General features: G+C 67.4%; 15 protein-coding genes and 2 pseudogenes. 12 read left to right on the plus strand and 5 right to left on the minus strand.

The window, feature by feature from the left end:
• Window positions 1-970 precede the first annotated feature (970 nt).
• Window positions 971-2,197, minus strand: coding sequence for a hypothetical protein (locus BW737_RS08225; RefSeq protein WP_086614290.1), 1,227 nt, complete (start codon window positions 2,195-2,197; stop codon window positions 971-973).
• Window positions 2,198-3,518: 1,321 nt separating this feature from the next.
• On the opposite strand from BW737_RS08225, the gene gad reads away from it, so the two are divergent.
• From gad to BW737_RS08240, 3 genes are all read left to right on the plus strand, one after another.
• Window positions 3,519-4,925, plus strand: coding sequence for a glutamate decarboxylase (gene gad, locus BW737_RS08230; RefSeq protein WP_086614289.1), 1,407 nt, complete (start codon window positions 3,519-3,521; stop codon window positions 4,923-4,925).
• 9 nt (window positions 4,926-4,934) lie between these two features.
• Window positions 4,935-6,638: a glutamate/gamma-aminobutyrate antiporter GadC gene (gene gadC, locus BW737_RS08235; RefSeq protein WP_218961861.1), complete on the plus strand. Its 1,704-nt coding sequence runs from the start codon at window positions 4,935-4,937 to the stop codon at window positions 6,636-6,638.
• 183 nt (window positions 6,639-6,821) lie between these two features.
• Window positions 6,822-7,412 (plus strand): GNAT family N-acetyltransferase, encoded by a 591-nt coding sequence (locus BW737_RS08240; RefSeq protein WP_086614288.1) that lies wholly within the window; start codon window positions 6,822-6,824, stop codon window positions 7,410-7,412.
• Window positions 7,413-7,461: 49 nt separating this feature from the next.
• On the opposite strand, the gene BW737_RS08245 is transcribed toward BW737_RS08240, so the two are convergent.
• On the minus strand, window positions 7,462-8,091 hold the full coding sequence (locus BW737_RS08245) for an HAD-IA family hydrolase (protein ID WP_086614287.1): 630 nt from the start codon (window positions 8,089-8,091) through the stop codon (window positions 7,462-7,464).
• Window positions 8,092-8,176: 85 nt separating this feature from the next.
• Here BW737_RS08245 and BW737_RS08250 point away from each other — a divergent pair, with 85 nt between their 5' ends.
• Window positions 8,177-8,896 (plus strand): aminoacyl-tRNA hydrolase, encoded by a 720-nt coding sequence (locus BW737_RS08250; protein WP_086614316.1) that lies wholly within the window; start codon window positions 8,177-8,179, stop codon window positions 8,894-8,896.
• A gap of 50 nt (window positions 8,897-8,946) precedes the next feature.
• Here BW737_RS08250 and BW737_RS08255 read toward each other — a convergent pair whose 3' ends face one another.
• Complete coding sequence (locus BW737_RS08255; RefSeq protein WP_086614286.1) at window positions 8,947-9,552, minus strand: GtrA family protein; 606 nt, start codon at window positions 9,550-9,552, stop codon at window positions 8,947-8,949.
• On the opposite strand from BW737_RS08255, the gene BW737_RS15685 reads away from it, so the two are divergent.
• Complete coding sequence (locus tag BW737_RS15685) at window positions 9,551-9,778, plus strand: hypothetical protein (RefSeq protein WP_143233338.1); 228 nt, start codon at window positions 9,551-9,553, stop codon at window positions 9,776-9,778. The two genes, BW737_RS08255 and BW737_RS15685, sit on opposite strands and share 2 nt — an antisense overlap.
• Here BW737_RS15685 and BW737_RS08260 read toward each other — a convergent pair.
• A complete protein-coding gene (locus BW737_RS08260; RefSeq protein WP_086614315.1) occupies window positions 9,775-10,428 on the minus strand; it encodes an HAD family hydrolase in 654 nt (217 codons plus the stop codon). The genes BW737_RS15685 and BW737_RS08260 overlap by 4 nt on opposite strands.
• Before the next feature lie 468 nt (window positions 10,429-10,896).
• Between BW737_RS08260 and BW737_RS08265 the strand changes: the two genes are divergently transcribed.
• From BW737_RS08265 to BW737_RS08290, 7 genes and pseudogenes are all read left to right on the plus strand, one after another.
• Window positions 10,897-12,840 (plus strand): alpha-galactosidase, encoded by a 1,944-nt coding sequence (locus BW737_RS08265; protein WP_257210630.1) that lies wholly within the window; start codon window positions 10,897-10,899, stop codon window positions 12,838-12,840.
• 118 nt (window positions 12,841-12,958) lie between these two features.
• Window positions 12,959-13,867: a carbohydrate ABC transporter permease gene (locus BW737_RS08270; protein WP_086614284.1), complete on the plus strand. Its 909-nt coding sequence runs from the start codon at window positions 12,959-12,961 to the stop codon at window positions 13,865-13,867.
• Between the two features lie 16 nt (window positions 13,868-13,883).
• Window positions 13,884-14,825: a carbohydrate ABC transporter permease gene (locus BW737_RS08275; protein ID WP_086614283.1), complete on the plus strand. Its 942-nt coding sequence runs from the start codon at window positions 13,884-13,886 to the stop codon at window positions 14,823-14,825.
• Between the two features lie 8 nt (window positions 14,826-14,833).
• Window positions 14,834-16,210, plus strand: a complete 1,377-nt coding sequence (locus tag BW737_RS08280) for an ABC transporter substrate-binding protein (protein WP_086614282.1) — start codon at window positions 14,834-14,836, stop codon at window positions 16,208-16,210.
• A complete protein-coding gene (locus tag BW737_RS16220; RefSeq protein ID WP_180272137.1) occupies window positions 16,207-16,356 on the plus strand; it encodes a hypothetical protein in 150 nt (49 codons plus the stop codon). Before BW737_RS08280 ends, BW737_RS16220 begins: the two co-directional genes overlap by 4 nt.
• A 9-nt stretch (window positions 16,357-16,365) precedes the next feature.
• Complete coding sequence (locus BW737_RS08285; RefSeq protein ID WP_073328472.1) at window positions 16,366-16,632, plus strand: HPr family phosphocarrier protein; 267 nt, start codon at window positions 16,366-16,368, stop codon at window positions 16,630-16,632.
• A gap of 828 nt (window positions 16,633-17,460) precedes the next feature.
• Window positions 17,461-18,038 (plus strand): annotated as a pseudogene (locus BW737_RS08290) (ribonuclease H family protein).
• 28 nt (window positions 18,039-18,066) lie between these two features.
• Here BW737_RS08290 and BW737_RS08295 read toward each other — a convergent pair.
• Window positions 18,067-19,250: pseudogene (locus BW737_RS08295) on the minus strand (acetate/propionate family kinase).
• Window positions 19,251-19,332: the final 82 nt, after the last annotated feature.

Consider the following 19,332-nt stretch of genomic DNA (forward strand, 5'->3'; position numbering starts at 1 on the left):
TCGGCGCTTCCAAGGACCAGGCCTCTTCAAAGCCATCCACCCAGGCGCGCGACCAAGGACCATCGGTGCCGCGGCTCCGGATGAACAGGGTGACGCCTCCAATGGTCAGCACGAGTGCGACCACCAACGCGGACACGAGCGCCACTCGCTTCCGCTTCGACCGCGTCGGCGGGGCCTGTGGGGGTGTAACGACGTACCCGTAGGCTCCCGCCGGCTGCTGCGGGGGCGGGTATGGGGGGTAACTCTGTGCGGCCGGATACTGCGCCGGCGGGGCCTGTGGAGGTGTGACGACGTACCCGTAAGCTCCCGCCGGCTGCTGCGGGGGCGGGTACTGGGGAGAGCCCTGCGCGGCCGGATACTGCGCCGGAGGTGGGTACTGCGGTTGCTGCTGCCAGGCTCCGGGCTGGTGTTGTGGCTGTTGGAAGCCGCCGGCTTGAGCCCGCGGGGGAGGCGTGTTGTTCCGGTTGGGCTGGGGTTGGCCGGGCTGGGTCATGTTGCTGATAATGTCACAAATAGGCCAACTGCTGGTACTATTTGGCGCCGCTCCTGTGCGGTTGGCTCGATGCTTGACCGCAGACTCATCCTGAGACAACGACGTCGCGGCGTGGGTCTGATGACGGGCTGTTCGTGTTTGTCGGTGTGGTGGTTCGGTCCCGGCGGCCGCTGTGCGGTGGTCGCCTGCGGGAGTGGGAGGTCGTGCTCGGGCCGACGAGGACGTCGTCGAGCCGGCGGCGCCATGTAGGGCTGAAGGGGCCGCTGTGCCGGGCTAGTCGGGCTGGCGTGTGGTGGGGCGGACGGTTCGCACGAACCGTCGACCCGAACAAGCGAGCCGTCGCGCTTGATCCACCGTGAGCCACCCTGCAGCCCTGCCTGACCCGCCACTCATCACGCCTCCGAGACGCGCACGCCAACCAGCCGCCCGGCGAACCGAACCGTCAGCCCACCGCACCCTCAAACCGGACGAGCCTGATTACGATGTGGTTGGCCGGTAGGCGAGGATTTCGCCGGATTCTACTTCGACAATGAGCATGTCTCCGAGAGGTGTATAACCTGCGAATTCTTCGCTCGTGCCAAGTGGAATCGGTTCTGAAGCGCGTCCGGTGACCATATCCACCAGCACCAGGAATTGTTCGTCCCCGTCCGTCTCGTTGAAGCTCTGTACCTGTCCCTGCCCGGAGTGATACAACGCCTGAAGGGCACTGGTGGATGTGCACTCTCCCTCGCGCTCCGCCCTGACCAGGGAGTTAGGCTCGCCGAGCACGACGTCGTTGCTGTTGATGGTGATCGACTCGCATTCGGGGTCTGCTTCTGAGATGGTGTAGGTCGATGGCGCCCAGGAGGTGTCGAAGTTCTCCAGCCAAAGGCGGGCTTGTTCTCGTGTGAAAGCCGTAGGTGACCATGGGTAGGTGGAGAACGGCGTGTCAGGGTCGAACTTGAATGATTCGCTCAAGGTGCCATCAGCCTCATACAAGTCGATGGTTGCGTCGGTATGTAAACCGCCACTGGTGTGAACCAGCCAGCCGTCGGCGAGTGGTTGCTGAATGGTGTACGTGTCCGCGTCCAGCTGGTTTGTGGCGCCGGTGTTCAAGTCGACCACGAAGTAGTCGTAATCGGATGAGCTGGCGAGTACATGCCCGTCCACGATTGCGTATGACAGCACCGTCATCGGGCTATCCGTAGCGAAGTCGGTCTCCCACAGCATTTCGGAGGGACTCGACCAGCAGCGGCAAATGGTTTCGACACAGACGATGGCACCCGCTGACGTGATGCTTACCCTGGCCTCCGCGTCCCAGGGGGCGGTGATGCGTTCTTGGGAGTCAACGTCTATCAGCGTGTTCTCGACGATGATCTGACGGTCCCAGACTCTTGTCCTGTCAACGGCTTCGGTAACCTCTTGCCGGGTCTCCCACAGTTGCCTGGGACTATCTCCGGAGATGTCGAAAACGGTGACGGTAGCAGTCGTGGACGTGCTGGTAATCCTCACCAGACGGTTGTCGTGGACGCGCGTCGACATCTCCTGTCCACGGAAGTCAGCGGGAGCCTCCAGGGACCAGGCCTCCTCGAAGCCATTCACCCAGGCCTGCGACCAGAGGCTGTTCTCAGGGACGTCGTCGGTGCCGCGTCCCCGTAAGACGAGGACGATGGAGCCCGTGATGGCCAGCACGAGGACGACCGCCAGCGCGGATATGAGCGCCACTTGTCTCCGTCTCGGCCGTTTCGCAGCCGGGGGTGGTGCGGCAATGTACCCGTAGGGTGTCGGCTGCTGCGCGTTCGGATATGCGGGGAAACCAGACGGGCTCTGCTGTGGGGGCGGATACTGCCCGGCAGTCAGGTTCCGCGGCTGCTGCTGCCAGACGCCCGGTTGGGCCGTCGGCTGCTGGTAGCCGCCAGGTTGCGGCACCAGCCCGTAGGACGACTTGCCGTGTGGGCCGGGCTGGAACTGATTCGGGGAACTCACGCAGTCATAATGTCACGAACAAGTCAACCGCCGGCGGCTCCGGCCGGATTCATGGCTCTTCGTGTTTGGGGATGGGGTGGGCTGAGGTGTCTGCTGAGCCGGTTGGGCGTTAACAACGCTACTTAACGTTCTGCTGTATACCTCAGAGCCCTTCAGCAGACCGTTAACAGGCGTTGTTAACCCCGAAGTGGCGTTGTAGATGGCGAAGTGGCGTAGCGGATGGCCCCGTTTCCGGGCGCGGGGGTGCTGGCGGCCGACTCGGGCACGGCGAACCGGCACGGCATTGTCAGTCTCCGGTACGGCATGGTCAGCGGGGATGTGCGCGACTTCCAACGGGCCTGTCCGGTTTGTGGGTGTGGCGGGTGGAGAGTGTTGCCGGCCTGGTGGGCTGGGTGCTGGTGTGGGTGGTGTGCGCCCGGGCTCCCTGCCGTGGGACGGAATGTCCGAATTCGGCACGAACGCCGTTCGTGGTCGCCTGCCACCTGCCGGAATCCGCATGATTCCAACGTTTTACCTGGGGCTGCGGGCGACGTCGGAGTCGTTTATGCCGATCCCGGACACTTTGGGCCGCCGCGCGGGGTCCGGCACTAACGGCAGGCCGTGTGGGTGGGCAGGCCTCCACCCCGCGCACCCGAGGTCGCGCCGGATTCCAACACCACACCCCCGGAGCCGGAAGAGCAAGCAGCCAACGCATCGGCAAATGCGAAGAGCCCGTCTTGTCACGGTCCGTGCGGACACAAATACGGTGGCCGGTTCAGGCTTTTCCGGGGACGCTTTCAGGTGCTGTTCAAATTGTGGGTGTCCGTGGACGTCTTCGTGCTTTGACGGATTTATGCGACTATTCCCAGCGTGCTTCCCGATGTTTTTAAAGCAGCTCTTGGTGGCGTCGGTTATAAAGAAAAGCTTGAGGGATGCTGGCAAATGTCGAGATTGTTTCGGAAAGCTGGGAAGATAGCCATGGTAAATTGCGAATGGACCCTTATCTCTCTGTGTTCGTGGTAGCAAACACAGCGCAGTGATATTCCTATGTCAATCGTTGTCAACCGAGAGGAGACCCGACATGTCACGGCCAGCATCAAACGGTTCCACCGCCCCGGATCCGGGCAGCAGCGAGCTCAACCCGCTGTTCGCCCGTCCCGGCGAGGCCTATGACCTGCCGAAGTTCCGCTTCCCCTCCGGGGAGGCCCTGCCCGAGACCGCCTACCAGGTGGTGCACGACGAGGCGATGCTGGACGGCAACGCCCGCCTCAACCTCGCCACCTTCGTCAGCACCTGGATGGACGAGCACGCCGACCGCCTCTACCTGGAGGCGGCCGACAAGAACATGATCGACAAGGACGAGTACCCGCGCACCGCGGAGATCGAGACCCGCTGCTGGACGATGCTCGCGGACCTGTGGCACGCCCCGGATCCGCGCCACACCATCGGCACCTCCACCATCGGCTCCTCCGAGGCCTGCATGCTCGGCGGCCTGGCGCTCAAGCGCCGATGGCAGAAGGCCCGCCGCGCCGCCGGCAGGCCCACCGATCGGCCCAACCTGATCATGTCCAGCGCCGTGCAGGTGTGCTGGGAGAAGTTCTGCAACTACTTCGACGTCGAGCCCCGGTATGTGCCCATCAGCGAGGACCACAAGGTCCTGGACGGTCACGGCCTGGAGGACTACGTCGACGAGAACACCATCGGCGTGGTGGCGATCATGGGGGTCACCTACACCGGCATGTACGAGCCGGTCGCCAAGATCGCCCAGGCCCTGGACGCCATTGAACAGCGCACCGGGCTGAACATCCCGATCCACGTCGACGGCGCCTCCGGGGGGATGATCGCGCCCTTCATCCAGCCGGAGCTGGAGTGGGACTTCCGCGTCGACCGAGTCGCCTCCATCTCCACCTCCGGGCACAAGTACGGATTGGTCTACCCCGGCATCGGCTGGGTGGTGTGGCGCGAGCAAGCCGCCCTGCCCGAGGAGCTGATCTTCGAGGTGTCCTACCTGGGCGGGCAGATGCCAACCCTGGCGCTCAACTTCTCCAGGCCCGGCGCCCAGGTGCTGTTGCAGTACTACATGTTCCTGCGGCTCGGCTTCGACGGTTACCGCCGGGTACAGGCCAACAGCCGCGACGTGGCTCGCTACCTGGCCGACCAGATCGCTGCCATGGGTCCCTTCGACCTGTGGAACGACGGCTCGGACATTCCCGTGTTCGCCTGGCGGCTGCGCGCCGACCACGCCGACAAGTGGAACCTGTACGACCTGTCCGACCGGCTGCGCATGAAGGGCTGGCTGGTCCCCGCCTATCCGATGCCGGATGACCTCACCGACGTCACCGTGCAGCGGATCGTCGTCCGCAACGGGCTCAGCCACGACCTGGCCGACGCCTTCCTGGAGGACATGCGTGCCGAGGTCGCCTACCTCGACCGGCTCGATGGGCCGCTGCCCCACGAGTCGGACCGCCCTACCGCCTTCCACCACTGAGGGGTCGAAATGTCACTCAAAACCTCCGACAACGTGATCGGAAACCCAACCGGCCCCGACGACGGGGCTTCCGGCAGCGCCGGAACGACGGCTGGTGCGCCCGCCGTCCCGTCCGGCCACGCGCCCGCCGGGACCCTCGGGGACCTGCCCGCCCGCGGTGCCGTCTCCTCCGAGGACGACTCGGCCCGCCCCTCCGCCGGCATGAGTGTGTTCAACCTCGCCATGCTCACGGTGGTGGCCGTGGCCTCCCTGCGCTCGCTGCCCGCCATGGCCGGCTACGGCCTGTCCTCGGTGGTGCTCTACATCATCCCGGCGGTGCTGTTCATGGTGCCCACGGCGCTGGTAGCGGCCGAACTCGCCACCGGCTGGAAGGGCGGCGTATTCATCTGGGTGCGCGAGGCCTTCGGGGAGCGCTGGGGCTTCGTGGCCATCTGGCTGCAGTGGGTGCAGAACGTGGTGTGGTACCCCACCCAGATCGCCTTCATCGCTGTGAGCCTGTCCTACGTGGTGGGCGGCGGCACGCTGGCGAACAACGGCGTGTACGTGGCCGGCGTCATCATCATCCTGTACTGGGTCTCCACCCTCATCACCCTGGCCGGCGGCAACCTGTTCGCCAAGGTGGGCTCGTGGAGCGGCATCATCGGCACGCTCTTTCCGGCGGCGCTGCTGATCGTCTTCGGGGCCGCCTGGCTGATCTCCGGCACGCCCTCCCAGACGGAGCTGACGACGTCGGCGGTCCTGCCGCCCTGGACCGGCCTGGCCTCCATCGTGCTGATCGTGTCCAATGTGCTCGCCTACGCGGGCATGGAGGTCAACGCGGTGCACGCCAACGACCTGTCCGACCCCGGCCGTGGTTACCCGCGCACGGTGCTGATTTCCGCCGTCATGATCCTGGCGATCTTCATCCTGCCCACGCTGGCGATCGCCGTCGCGGTTCCCAAGGCTAGTCTCGGAGTGGTGGACGGCATCAACCTGGCCTTCCAGACCTTCTTCGACCACTGGCACCTGGCCTGGGGCACCCCGATCATCTCGCTGCTGATCGCCCTGGGCGCCTTCGCCTCCGTGGTCACCTGGATCGCCGGCCCCTCCAAGGGCCTGCTCGCCGCCGCCCGCACTGGCCTGCTGCCGCCGGCCCTGCAAAAGCGCAACAGCGCCGGCGTGCAGCGCTCGATCCTGGTGCTGCAGGGGGTGATCGTGACCATCCTGGCGCTGCTGTTCGTGGTGATCCCCAACGGCAACACCGCCTTCGTCACGCTGATCGACATGGCCGCCGCGCTCTACCTGATCATGTACATGATGCTGTTCGCCGCCGCCATCCGCCTGCGCGCCACCCGCCCGCAGGTGCAGCGCACCTACCGCACCCCGGCGATGGGGCTGGTGGCCGGCGTCGGCTTCCTGGCCTGCGCGGTGGCCTTCGTGCTGTCCTTCGTGCGCCCGTCCGGGTTCACGGGGCTGAGCACCGTCGGCTACGCCTGGTGGTCGGCTGGTGATCGTGGTGCTGGGCGTGCCGCCGCTGATCTTCTACGCGCTACGGCGGCCCGGCTGGCAGCTGGAGCCCGACCACGCCGTCGGCGACGCCATCCTGGTCAACCCGCCGCATCCGCACACCAACGAGGCTGCGAGCGGGCCACACACTCCCCGCCATGGGGTGCGGGCGGCCTCCCAGCGTCCCGGAACGCACCCGCTAGGGCGCGTGTCATAGCGGGGCCGTGACAAGCGGCTTGGGCGGGCCGGCCGGGTTACCGGACCAGTCCGTGGGTCCCAGCGTCGTCGTGCAGGCGGCGCCGGGACCCACGGGTGCATGATGGCTCCCATGCGTGTCACCGGCATCGACCACCTCGTCCTCACCGTCGCCTCGGTCCCCGCGGCGCCCATCGCCACAGAGGGAGGGCGGGCATGAGTGCCGTGCCGTCGGGCGTTATCATCCGCCCCGCTCGTCCCGAAGATGCCCCGCGGGTGGCCCGTCTGCTGGCCCTGCGCGGAATCAGCGTGGAGGAGGCGCTGGAACAGGCGCCGCGCATGATCGCCGCCCTACCGGTACTGCTGCTGGCCTCCCTCCCGGCCGACGACGTCGAACTCGCCGGGCTCGATGGCGGGGCTTCGCAGCCGCCCAAACTCGATGCGATTGACCCGCCGGTTGGGGACGACGACACGGCGGCCCCGATCGCGCTGTCCGGCGCCTTCCTGCTGCCCGGCGACCTGGAGGAGGGACGCCCGGAGCGGTGGATGGTCTCCGGTCTGATCGTCGACCCCGGCGCCCGCAGCCGCGGGATTGGCCGCGCCCTGCTGGCCGCGGTCGGCGTCGCCGTGCAGGAGATCGAGCCGGGGGAGGACCTGTTCAGTGTTGTCGAGACGGCCAACCACGCCTCCGTGGCTGCGCACCTGGCCGCCGGCTTCAAGGAGGCCGCCCATGTGGACGGCTACGCGGGCCTTGTCTTCGACGGCGACGCCCTGCTCATGCGCCTGCCGGGCGCAGCGGATCACTGACTTCGGAGCGGGCCGAATGGGGAACCAGGAGGGCCGGAAGGTGCGCGGCTCAGTCCACCAGGGGAAGCAAGTCCCGCAGGCTGGCTACTACGAGCGCTCCCGGGGCGTCGTCCGGCAGGGTCACCGACGTGCCCGGGCGCACTAGCAACGCCGCGGGCATCCCCGCCTCCCGCGCAGCCACGACGTCGATCGGCCGGTCCCCGACGCACAGCACCTCCGCCGGGTCGAGTAGGTGACGCTGCGCCAGCAGCAGGTTCATGTCCGGGCTGGGTTTGCGGGCCACCCCGTCCGGGGCGCAGACGATGTCATCCATCTGCAAATGCAGGCCCTGCAGTAGGGCGGTGGCGGAGTCGCGGTCCCGGTGCGTGGCCAGCAGATTCAGCCCGCCCAATTCGCTCACCCGCGCCATCACTTCCCGCGCCCCATCCATGACCGGAGCCGGCTGCGTGCGCCACCGTTCCTTCAGATCGTCGTACGCCTCCTCCAGACCACGGGGTTCGAGGCGTTGCTCTTCGCTGAGCGTGGCGATCGCGTGGGCGATGGAGTGACGGGTCAGTTCGGTCACGTGATGCAAGTGGGCGGGGTCGGCGTCGCCGAAGGCCGCCTCGCACAGCACCCGGTCGACCTCCGGGTAGGTGTCCACCAGGGTGCCGCCCATGTCCCAGATAATGTGACGCATGCAGTCATTGTCCCCGCAAACCGCCCCCGGCGCGGCGGATTCGCTCTCCCCATCCGGGCATGCCGACCATCCCGTCCCCTGGGCCATGCAAATCGCCGTCCACTACGACAAGGTCCACCCACCCCGCCGCATTGACGTTGCGGAGGCCAGTGCCCGCGCTGTTGTGGCTCTGCTCGCCGCCCCCGAGTCCGCCCCGGGCGGCCCCTGGCACGCTGCCGTGGAGTACTGGCGCGACGGACGCATCCGCAAGCTGGTGCGCCGCGCTCGCGGCCGGCGCTGGGAGGAGATCCAGGAGCTGCCGGGCGTCACCGTCGCCCAGGACGGGCCGGAGGGCTGGGGCAGGGCCGAGGCGCGCGCGATCGTGCCCGGGCCGGTCCGTCCGCTGCCGCCCGCGCTGGCCAAGACCCAGGTGGAGGGCACCCACTTTCCACACGGGGACGAGCTGCCCCCGCCGCCGGCCGCGATCACCGCCGCCATCGCCAGAGATCCCGAAGCCGCCCGCGGGGTGGTGCTCACCGCCGACTCCGCCTCGCAACAGGCCCTGGTAACGGTGGAGGTCACCCCGTTGGAGGAGATGACCAGCGGGAAGCTGTGCGCACAGGTCGCCCATGCGGCCCAACTCGCCTGGGAGAGCCCGCAACTGCCAGCCGAACTGCGCCAGCGTTGGGCCGCGCAGGGGTACCGGGTCCGCGTTGTCTTTCCGCCGGAGGCGTCTTGGCGGGAGCGGTCACGGCCGGTGTCGGTGGTGGACGCGGGCTTCACCGAACTGGACGGGCCAACGGAGACCACGCGCGCATTCTGGTGAAGGGCTGGCGGCGCCCTTGCTGCCGGGAAAACGGCGAGGGAGCCGGGTCCTCAGACGGCTTCGGCGGCGGGCTCGGGCGCGCCGCGGAACACCCACAGGCGCATCAGCACGTACAGGTAGATCCCCTCGCAGCAGGCCGAGATCAGTCGCGCCAGCTCCGCGTTCACGCCCACCAGGTGCAGCAGGCTGGACAGGCCCAGAATGAAGATCACGTACTGGGAGACCAGCCCGACGGCGTAGCGCGACCCCTGCGAGACCAGCGACCCGTGCGCCTGGAAGTTCAGCCAGCGGTTGAGCAGCAGCGAGTACACGCCCGCGATCGCGTATCCCACGGTGACGGCCAGCGGGTAGAACCAGTGCAGGCGCTCATAGAACATTGTCAGGAAGCCGATGTCGATCAGGAAGCCGGAGCCATTGATGAGCGCATAGCCGACGAAAGTCACCGGCACACGGCGCCGAACGAATCCCGGAAGCAGCCGGTGGATGCGGTCGATGAGGTGCAGAAACACCCGCGGGGCGCGGCGCGCCGGATCCTGCAGGCGGGCATCGAAACGACGCCGGGCGGCGGCCGTGGCCTTCACGGCATCCGACGTCCGGCCCGCGGGAGAAACTGGACGCTGCCCCCGCGCATTGCCGGACGTCGTAATGCTCGTCATGATCTTCCTTCCGGGCGCCGACTCCGCTGCGCCTACGGAACCGAGTTTTGTGCGTCTGCGGGTTCCTCGCAACTCCGTGCGGATGAAGTCTGGATTCCGAAAGTATGAGAACAACCGGCTGCTCCTCCTACTGCAGGAGGAGCACCGCCGCGGGTTCGGTGAGATTCACGTACCTGCGCCCGCAGAGGCGGCGGAGCGCCCGAACGACCTGCTGGAGGCGGCTTAGGCTGCAGCGCCGCCGAGGGCGGCGACGATCTCCTGGCGCAGCAGGACGCCACCGGCGTCCGCCGGGTGATGCACCGTACGGATGCCGAGCGCCGCCGCCGCGGACACATTGGCGGCGCTGTCGTCCACAAACAGCGCCTCTTGCGGGGCGACGCCCACCAGGTCCAGCACCATGTGGAAATACTCGGGGCTGGGCTTGGCCACGCCGAGCATGCACGAGTAGGCGTCCACGTCGCACAGACCGTCGTACCCGAGCGTCGAGCGCATCCAGGCACGACGCTCGTGCTGCTGGTTGGTCGCCAACGCGGTGGTGTAGCCGGCAGCCTTGAGGTCGCGCACCGTCTGCCAGGCGAGCGGGTCCGGTGTGGCCTGCCACCACAGATCGAGCAACTCGTCCGCGCTCGCGCCGAGTCGCAACTCGTCTATCAGCCGGTCGATCAGGGTGCGCAGATCCTCGCCGCCCCTCAGAGCGGGTCCCTCTTCGGCGAGCAGGCGGCGGCAGAAGAGCTCCCCGCCGCCGTCGGTCAGCGCCTGCTCCCAGGGTGTGCCGATCAGCTGCAGCACGCCGTCGGCGTCGAGCAGCACGGCGCGCACCGGGCTGGTGCCGAGAGCGGGGATCGCGGGTGGGGCGGGCGAGGAGACCTGCGTCATGGAGAGATCGTGGCCCATGAGCGCCCGTTTTGCCAGGAGCCGCCCGGGCGAGCTGACGGTGTGCCGTGCCGGAACGGGACGAGATCATGGCGCTGGGTGGTTGACGTCACGCATTTCTTCGACTAAGAAATAATCGCTATGCGTTCGTTCGGCCGCGCCGCAGCGGCCAGCCCGCGGGCACCCGTCCGCAATCCCAGCCGCAGATCCCACACAAGTCGAAGGAGACCCCGTGTCCCACTCTCGTACCGTCCACCTGCGCCGCGGCGGCACCTCGCTGGTCCTGGACCTGATGCCCGACCGGCACCCGGTCGTACGTCACTGGGGTGAGGATCTGGGCGAGTTCGATGGTGTAGCCCTGGCCGACGTCGCCGTCGCCCAGAACACGGCCACCGGCTCCAACCAGACCTGGACCACTCCCGACCTGCCCGTGCTGCCGCTGCCGCACCTGGCTGGTCGGCCCGTCCCGCCGTGCTGCTGCACCGCGCCGACGGCTCGGCCTTCTCCGTCCACCCCGAGACCGTCGCGCACACCGTCGAGACGATCGACACCCCCGGCGGGCAGGCCGACCAGGTCACCTCCACCGCCACCGACCCGGTCCACGGCATTGTCCTGACCACCGTGCTGCGCCTGGAGCCGACCGGCCTGGTGCGGCTACGCGCCGAGGTCACCGACGCCGCCGGCTCCGACGCCGCACCGCTGGAGGTCGATGAACTCACCCCGCTGCTGCCCGTGCCCGCCGACGCCACGGAGCTGCTCGACTTCACCGGCCACCACGCCTTCGAACGGCAGCCGGTCCGCACCCCCTTCACCCCCGGCACCCGCCTGCGGGAGTCCTGGGAGGGGCGTACAGGCCACGACGCCGCCACCTGGCTGGCCGCCGGCACCCCCCGCTTCGGCTGGCGCCGCGGCCGCGTTCACGCCGTACACCTCGCCTGGTCCGGCAACACCCGCGCCCTGGCCTCCCATCCCGCTCAGGGCTACCGGCTATTGGGTGCGGGGGAGCTGCTCCAGCCCGGCGAGGTCGTGCTCGGCCCCAGCCAGAGCTACACCAGCCCATGGGTCGTCGGCTCCTGGGGCGAGGGCCTGGACGCGCTCGCCGCGCGGGCACACGCCCACGTGCGCGCCCTGCCCTCCTACCCCTCGCGCCCGCGCCCGGTGCTGCTCAACACCTGGGAGGCCGTCTACTTCAACCACGACCTGGACACGCTCAAGGCCCTGGCGAATGAGGCGGCCGCCATCGGCATCGAGCGCTTTGTCGTCGACGACGGCTGGTTCGGGTCGCGCCGTGACGACACCTCGGGCCTGGGCGACTGGCAGGTCTCCCCGGAGGTCTGGCCCACCGGGATGGAGCCCCTGGCCGATCACGTGCACGGCCTGGGCATGGAACTGGGATTGTGGTTCGAGCCGGAGATGATCAACCGCGACTCCGAGCTGGCCCGCACCCACCCGGACTGGATCCTGTCCGACGGGGCCGGCGGCGCCGTGGAGCACCGCCACCAGCGGGTGCTGGACCTGACCGCCCCGGGTGCTTGGGACTACCTGTTCGGCGCCCTCAGTGGCCTGGTGGAGCGCCTGGACCTGGCCTACATCAAGTGGGACCACAACTCAACGGTGCTCGCCGCCGGGCACATGGCCCCCAACGCGGCACTCGGCACCCGCTACGGCGCCCCGGCGATCCGCGAGCAGACCCTCGCCCTGTACCGGCTGCTGGACGCCCTCCACGAGCGCTTCCCGAAGCTGGAGATCGAGTCCTGCTGCGGCGGCGGCGGACGCATCGACTTGGGGATCATCGAGCACACCCAGCGCGTGTGGACCTCCGACTGCAACGACGCCCACGACCGTGCCAACATCAACCGCGGCACCATGCTGCTGCTGCCGCCCGAGCTGATCGGCACCCACGTCGGCTCCGGGCGCGACCACACCACGCTGCGCAGCCTGGACATCTCCTTCCGCGCGGCCACCGCCCTGTGGGGACACATGGGCGTGGAATGGGACCTGCTGAGCGCCACCGACGCCGATAAGCAGGGCCTGGCGGAACTGATTGGTCTGCACAAGCAGCTGCGCCCGCTGCTGCACGCCGGCACCGTCGTCCACGCCGACGTCGACGAGGACGACGCCGTACGCATCCAGGGCGTCGTCGCCCCAGACCACTCCGACGCCCTGTTCGGATTGACCAGCCTGGGGCAGGCACTCGCCTGGCCCGGCGCCCCCCGGCCCCTGCCCGGCCTGGACCCGCAGCGCACCTACCGGGTGCAGCTGGCAACGCCCCTGTACGAGGGCCACATCTACGAGGCCGCCTGGACCCGCCCCGAGGGGGTGGTCCTGCCCGGCTCGTACCTGGTGAACACCGGCCTGTCATTGCCCGTCATTCACCCCGACCACATGCTGCTCGTGCGCGTCACCGCCGTCTGAGCCGCCCGGCGCGCCCCCGGCGGCGCACCGCCCGACTTGCCCGCGTCGTCGCATCGGAGCGATCTACTACCAACCCGTATCTCCCGATCCAAATCCCGCCAGGAATGGAGTATCGCCCATGTCCACAACAGCCGCTGCGACAGAGCCGTCGCTGCGCAGGAAACCGAAGGATGATCGCCTGCTGGGCATCGCCTTCATCATTCCCGCCGGCATCGGTCTGATCGCCTTCTACATCTGGCCCCTCATTCGGGGCGTCTGGTTGTCCTTCACCGAGTACAACCTGCTGACCCCGGAGCAGTTCACCGGCCTGGCCAACTACAAGCGCATGATCGGCGACTCCATCTTCTGGAACGCCGTGAAGGTGACCTTGGAGTACGTCGTGATCAACATCGGTCTCCAGACGATCCTCGCCCTGATCATCGCCGTGCTCATGCAGCGCCTGACCCAGTCCACGCTGGTGCGCTCGATCGTGCTGACCCCCTACCTGGTCTCCAATGTCGTCGTCGCCATGCTGTGGCTGTGGATCCTGGACAACACCCTGGGCATCTCCAACGAGATCATCTCGGCGCTGACCGGGGAGAGCGTCAACTTCTTCTCCTCGACCCTGGCCATCCCCACGATTGCCGTGATCAATGTGTGGCGGCACGTGGGCTACACCGCCCTGCTCATCTTCGCCGGTCTGCAGTCCATTCCGAACACGGTCTACGAGGCCGGCAAGATGGACGGCGCCAGCGAGTGGACCATGTTCTGGAAGATCACGGTGCCGCTGCTGCGCCCCATTCTGGCGCTGGTGCTGATTATGACGATGATCGGCTCCTTCCAAGTCTTCGACACCGTCTCGGTGACCACCCAGGGCGGGCCGGTCAACGCCAGCCGCGTGCTGCAGTACTACATCTACGACATGGCCTTCGGCCGCTTCCAGTTCGGCTACGCCTCCGCCATGGCGGTGGGGCTACTCATCGTCCTGGCCGCAATCACCATCCTCCAATACCGCATGACCCGTGCGGGCGAGACGGACCTGGACTGAGAGGAGACGAGCAGACATGAGCGCTTTGACTACTACCGCTCCCGACACGAGCCCCGCCGTCGAGGGCCGCCGCACCCGCAAGAACGGCGTCTCCGTCGGGCGGGTGATCGCCTGGATCTTCATGGCCCTGGTAATGATCATCACGATCCTGCCCTTCTACTGGGTGCTGCGCACCGCCCTGTCCTCCAACGCGGGGATCACCTCCGATCCCACCTCGATCCTGCCGGTCGACTTCAACCTGCGCGGCTTCGCCCGCGTATTCGGCATGCAGTCCACCGAGGAGGCCCTGGCCGACGGCGGCTCCGGCGCCTCCATGAACTTCTGGATCTACCTGCGCAACTCGGTGATCGTGGCCACGCTGGTCACCGCCGGCCAGGTGTTCTTCTCCGCCATGGCCGCCTACTCCTTCGCCCGCCTGCGTTGGCGCGGCCGGGACGCCGTGTTCACCCTGTTCCTGGCGGCCCTGATGGTGCCTTCGATCTTCACGCTGCTGCCCAACTTCGTGCTGGTCAAGCAGATCGGGCTGATCGACAACCTGCTGGGTGTTGCCCTGCCGACCATGTTCATGACGCCCTTCGCGGTGTTCTTCCTGCGGCAGTTCTTCATGAACATCCCCCGGGAGCTGGAGGAGGCCGCCCTGCTCGACGGCGCCTCCAAGATCCGGGTGTTCTTCCAGCTGATCCTGCCGATGGCCAGCGCGCCCATCAGCACATTGGCGATCATCACCTATATCACCGCCTGGAACGACTACTTCTGGCCCCTGCTGGTGTCCTACACGGACTCCTCGCGCGTGCTGACCGTGGCCGTCGCCGTGTTCCGGTCCCAGGCACCCACGTCCGGCACGGACTGGTCCGGCCTCATGGCCGCCACGCTCGTGGCCGCCCTGCCCATGCTGCTGCTGTTCATGGCGGCGGCCAAGCGCATTGTCAACTCCATCGGCTTCACCGGAATCAAGTGAGGAACGAGATGAACCACAAGCTCATGCTCACCCGCCGGGGCCTGCTCACCGGTGCCCTCGCCGGCGCCACGGCGACGACGCTGGCGGCCTGCTCAGGCGGCGAGAATCAGTCCAAGTCCAACACGATCGACTACTGGCTGTGGGACGCCAGCCAAGAGCCCGCCTACCAGGAGTGCGCCAAGCGGTTCAAGGAGAAGACGGGCATCACCGTCAACATCACCCAGATCGGCTGGAACGACTACTGGACCAAGCTGACGGCCGGATTCATCGCCGGCACCGGCCCGGACGTATTCGTCGACCACATTGCCAAGTTCGCCCAGTTCGTCGACCTGGACGTGCTCGTGCCGCTGGACGAGCAGCCCGCCTGGAGCGGCGTCGACGAGTCCGCCTTCCAGGAGGGCCTGCTGGACCTGTGGAAGGGCGAGGACGGACGCCAATACGGCTGCCCCAAGGACTGGGACACCGAGGCCATCTTCTACAACAAGGACATGCTCGCCGACGCCGGTATCTCCGAGGAGGAGATCCAGAACTGCGATTGGAACCTTGAGGACGGCGGCAGCTTCGAGCGGATCCTGGCCCGGCTCACCATCGACCAAAACAATGTGCGCGGCGACCAGGAGGGCTTCGACCCCAAGCATGTGAAGGTCTATGGCCTGGGGATCCAGGACTCCGGGTCCAACGACGGTCAGACTCAGTGGAGCCCCTTCACCGCCACGGTGGGCAACTGGCACTACACGGACAAGGAGACCTGGGGCACCCACTACCGCTACGACGAGGAGGACTTCCAGCGCACGCTGGACTGGTACTTCGGGCTGGTGGACAAGGGATACATGAACCCCAACGGGGCCTTCTCCGATGCCACGAGCACGGACATTCAACTCGGCTCGGGCTCGATCGCGCTGGCCATCCACGGAGCCTGGATGTTCAACACCTTCGCGGGCCTGGACATCAACGTGGGCATCGCGCCTACCCCGATCGGACCCAACGGCAACCGGGCCTCCCTGTTCAACGGTCTGGGCGACTCGATCGTCAAGGACTCCGACAAGATCGATCTGGCCGCACAGTGGGTCGCCTTCCTGGGCACGGCCGAGGCGCAGGACATCGTCGCCTCCTACGGCATCGTGTTCCCGGCGATCTCCTCTTCCACGGACAAGGCCATCGAGGTGTTCGAGGAGACCGGCCTGTCAACCGACCCGTTCACCGTGCACCTGGAGGAGGGCGGGCAGACCTTCTTCTTCCCGTTGACCTACTTCGGTGCCGATGTCAACGCGATCATCACACCGGCGGTGGACGCGGTATGGGTGGACCGGGTGCCGGCGTCGACGCTCACCGGCTACAACGACCAGGTCAATCTGCTGTTCGAAACCTCCGCTCACAGTGAGTGAACGCCCATGACCGTATTCGTGGCGATATTCGCCGCCAGGAGATGGCAAAGTCGGGTAGTGTGAACCCGACACCAGCCATCGCGCTGGTTCGCATCGGCGTACAGGTGCAGTCCCGCACCGCGGGCGCCGAACCCGGTTTTCTCTAAGGAGTACACATGGCCCAGGTCACCGCCACTATCGCCTCCAAGGTCGGCCTCCACGCCCGCCCCGCCGCGACCTTCGTCAAGGCCGTCGCCGAGAAGGGTGTTCCCGTCACCATCGCCAAGGAGGGCGGCGCCCCCGTCGACGCCTCCTCCATCCTGGGCGTCATGACGCTCGGTGCCGGCTTCGGCGACGTCGTCACCCTCGCCTCCGACGCCGACGGTGCCGACGGTGCTCTGGAGGAGCTCAAGGCCCTGCTCGAGACCGACCTCGACGCCTGACGCGCTAACCGCGCAAGACGCGCCACCTGCGATTCCGCCTCCCTGAGGCGGAATCGCAGGTGGCGCGTTCTTTGCAGCGGGACGGCATCGCGGCGATGGTCCTCGGGACACGTAAGATTCCGGGGCTTCGCTTGTTTCTGAATCCTTCAGCCTCCGGTCGGGGCTACCGGCGCGAGTGTGGTGCTTTAGGTCGGTGTGTCGTGGCGCGGTCGTCGGCGGACTGCCCTGTTTAGACCGCCGACCTCCATTTGGACCGCCGCAGTGTGTAACTGGGGCGGTCCAAACAGACTTATGGGGTCCAAACCGACGTGGGCAGTAAACCCACGGCTAGAACGGCATGGTGGCTGGGGTGGCGTTGCACGACCTTGGGCGGTACTGCACGACCTTGGTGCGCCTTCCACGACCCCGGGGTGGTCGTGCAACAGGCACCAAGGTCGTGGAACGTGGCCCGGGGTCGTGCAAAACGTGGAGCGGGTCAGTGGTTCGGGGGGCGCCACGCTCTCGGATACGGCCCACAGCGCGAGCCGGTCACGTGGGTGGGGCTACGGGCACCAAGACAGTCCAGTCTCCAGTGAGGCGGCGGGGCCGATCCAATTCATCCCGGATCCGCATACCGCACAACACGGCCTGTAAGTGCGAGGCATGCTGAATCATGCTCCACCCCTGAATGATCCCTACTTTCCCGCCCACCACGTCAACGAAAAGCCCTGATCCTACATACGCAGTGGCGCCGATAATCCGCCATATCGATCTACCTCGGCGCCTATTCGGTAGGCCTGCCGGAGTGAGGTGAGATAGGACGGTGGGCTGAGCCGGTAGGGTGCGCCTATGACGATCATTGCGGCGGCGGACGCTCCGCCCTGGGAAACCCCGGCCCGGCAGGCTGGGCCTGGTATGTGGATGAGGACTGCTGGGCTGCGGGCGGCTGGGAGAACTCCACCAATAATCGTGGCGAGCTCACCGCTGTGCTGGAGTTGCTGCGGGCGACGGCGCAGGCGGGGCTGGCCGATGAGGAACTGCTCATCCAGGCCGACTCCCAGTACGTCATCAACTCCCTGACCAAGTGGATCCACGGCTGGAAGCGACGCGGCTGGCGCAAGGGCGACGGCAAGCCGGTGGTCAACGATGACCTCATGAAGCAGCTGGATGCGGCCATGCGCGGGCGCAAGGTGCGCTTCGAATGGGTACGCGGGCACGTCGGCCACCCCCTCAACGAGGCCGCCGACCAGCGCGCCCGCGCCGCCGCCACCGCCTACCAGCGGGGCGGCAGCGTGCCGACGGGCCCCGGCTGGACCCGGCCCGGTGGAAGCACGCCCCTGGGCCGGGACGCGTCGGTGCCCGGCTCCGTGGAGACGGGCACCGAATCACGGCGACAGGTGTCGGCCGGGGCCGACACGCTCTTCTAACGCTCCTGCCGCCGTTGCTGCGCGGAGCTCAGACCAGCGTCATGGCCTGGCGGGCGATGGCTAGCTCCTCGTTGGTGGGGTAGACCAGCACGGCGATGGCCGAGTCCGGGGTGGAGATGATGCGTCCGTCGCCGGAGCGGACGGCGTTCTTGTCGGCGTCGAGCTGCACGCCCATGAAGCCCAGGCGCTCAATCAGCTCGCTACGCAGGCGGCTGTCGTTCTCGCCGATGCCGGCGGTGAAGGTCAGGGCATCGAGACCGCCCATGACGGCCGTGTAAGCACCCACGTACTTGACCAGCCGGTGCAGGTAGATGTCCATGGCATCGCGGGCGTTCTGCTCGCCGGCGTCGATGCGCTTCCAGACCTCGCGCATGTCGTTGTCCCCGGCCAGGCCCTTCATGCCGGACTCCCGGTTGAACAGGTAGTCGATCTCGTCGGCGCTCATACCAGCCACACGGGCCAAGTGGAACACCGCCGCCGGGTCGATGTCACCGGTACGCCCGCCCATAACCAGGCCCTCCAGCGGGGTCAGGCCCATGGAGGTGTCCACGGCGTGTCCGGCCACCACCGCGGAGGCGGAGGCACCGTTGCCCAGGTGCAGCACGATCTGCTTGAGGTCGTCGCGGCCCAGCATGCGTGATACCTCGCCGGAGACGAACTGGTGGGAAGTGCCGTGCGCGCCGTAGCGGCGAATGGAGTACTGGTCGGCGACGTCGCGCTTGAGGGCGTAGCGGGCCGCCTCCTCCGGCAGGTCCTGGAAGAAGGCGGTGTCGAACACGGCCACGTGCGGCACGTCGGACAGCAGCTCCAGGCCCACTTCAATGCCCTTGAGGTGGGCGGGGTTGTGCAGCGGGCCGAGCGGCACTAGCTCGCTGATCTTGGCAATCACGTCCTCGTCTACCAGGCCGGGCCGGAGAAGTAGCGGCCGCCCTGGACCACCCGGTGCCCCACGGCCACGATGTTCGCGTCGGACAGGGCCGGACCCTTCTCATCAAACAGACGCAGTACCTCCGACAAGCCGTAACCGTGATCGGGCACCGGCTCGTCGAGCTGGACCTTCTCACCGGCGTGCCGGTGAATGATCGTGCCGGTCTCCTCACCAATGCGCTCAACCAGACCCGAGGCCAGGGACTGGCCGGAGTCGGGGTCGACTAGCTGGTACTTGATGGAGGAGGAACCGGAGTTGATGACGAGGACGGTCCGGGTGGTCACAATGAGCCTTTCGTAAGGTTGGATGCTGACGAATCGGGTAACGGGATGGTATCCGGCCGCAGCCGGCAGTGCCCCGGCCGGG

It is taken from the genome of Actinomyces ruminis, from assembly GCF_002154335.2.
In the GTDB taxonomy this organism is placed as follows: Bacteria; Actinomycetota; Actinomycetes; order Actinomycetales; family Actinomycetaceae; genus Actinomyces; species Actinomyces ruminis.

Coding starts and splice junctions, on each gene's coding strand:
- gad (WP_086614289.1), top strand. CDS start 3,519: ATGTCACGGCCAGCATCAAACGGTTCCACCGCCCCGGATCCGGGCAGC.
- gadC (WP_218961861.1), top strand. CDS start 4,935: ATGTCACTCAAAACCTCCGACAACGTGATCGGAAACCCAACCGGCCCC.
- BW737_RS08240 (WP_086614288.1), top strand. CDS start 6,822: ATGAGTGCCGTGCCGTCGGGCGTTATCATCCGCCCCGCTCGTCCCGAA.
- BW737_RS08245 (WP_086614287.1), bottom strand. CDS start 8,091: ATGCGTCACATTATCTGGGACATGGGCGGCACCCTGGTGGACACCTAC.
- BW737_RS08250 (WP_086614316.1), top strand. CDS start 8,177: ATGCAAATCGCCGTCCACTACGACAAGGTCCACCCACCCCGCCGCATT.
- BW737_RS15685 (WP_143233338.1), top strand. CDS start 9,551: ATGATCTTCCTTCCGGGCGCCGACTCCGCTGCGCCTACGGAACCGAGT.
- BW737_RS08255 (WP_086614286.1), bottom strand. CDS start 9,552: ATGACGAGCATTACGACGTCCGGCAATGCGCGGGGGCAGCGTCCAGTT.
- BW737_RS08260 (WP_086614315.1), bottom strand. CDS start 10,428: ATGACGCAGGTCTCCTCGCCCGCCCCACCCGCGATCCCCGCTCTCGGC.
- BW737_RS08270 (WP_086614284.1), top strand. CDS start 12,959: ATGTCCACAACAGCCGCTGCGACAGAGCCGTCGCTGCGCAGGAAACCG.
- BW737_RS08275 (WP_086614283.1), top strand. CDS start 13,884: ATGAGCGCTTTGACTACTACCGCTCCCGACACGAGCCCCGCCGTCGAG.
- BW737_RS08280 (WP_086614282.1), top strand. CDS start 14,834: ATGAACCACAAGCTCATGCTCACCCGCCGGGGCCTGCTCACCGGTGCC.
- BW737_RS08285 (WP_073328472.1), top strand. CDS start 16,366: ATGGCCCAGGTCACCGCCACTATCGCCTCCAAGGTCGGCCTCCACGCC.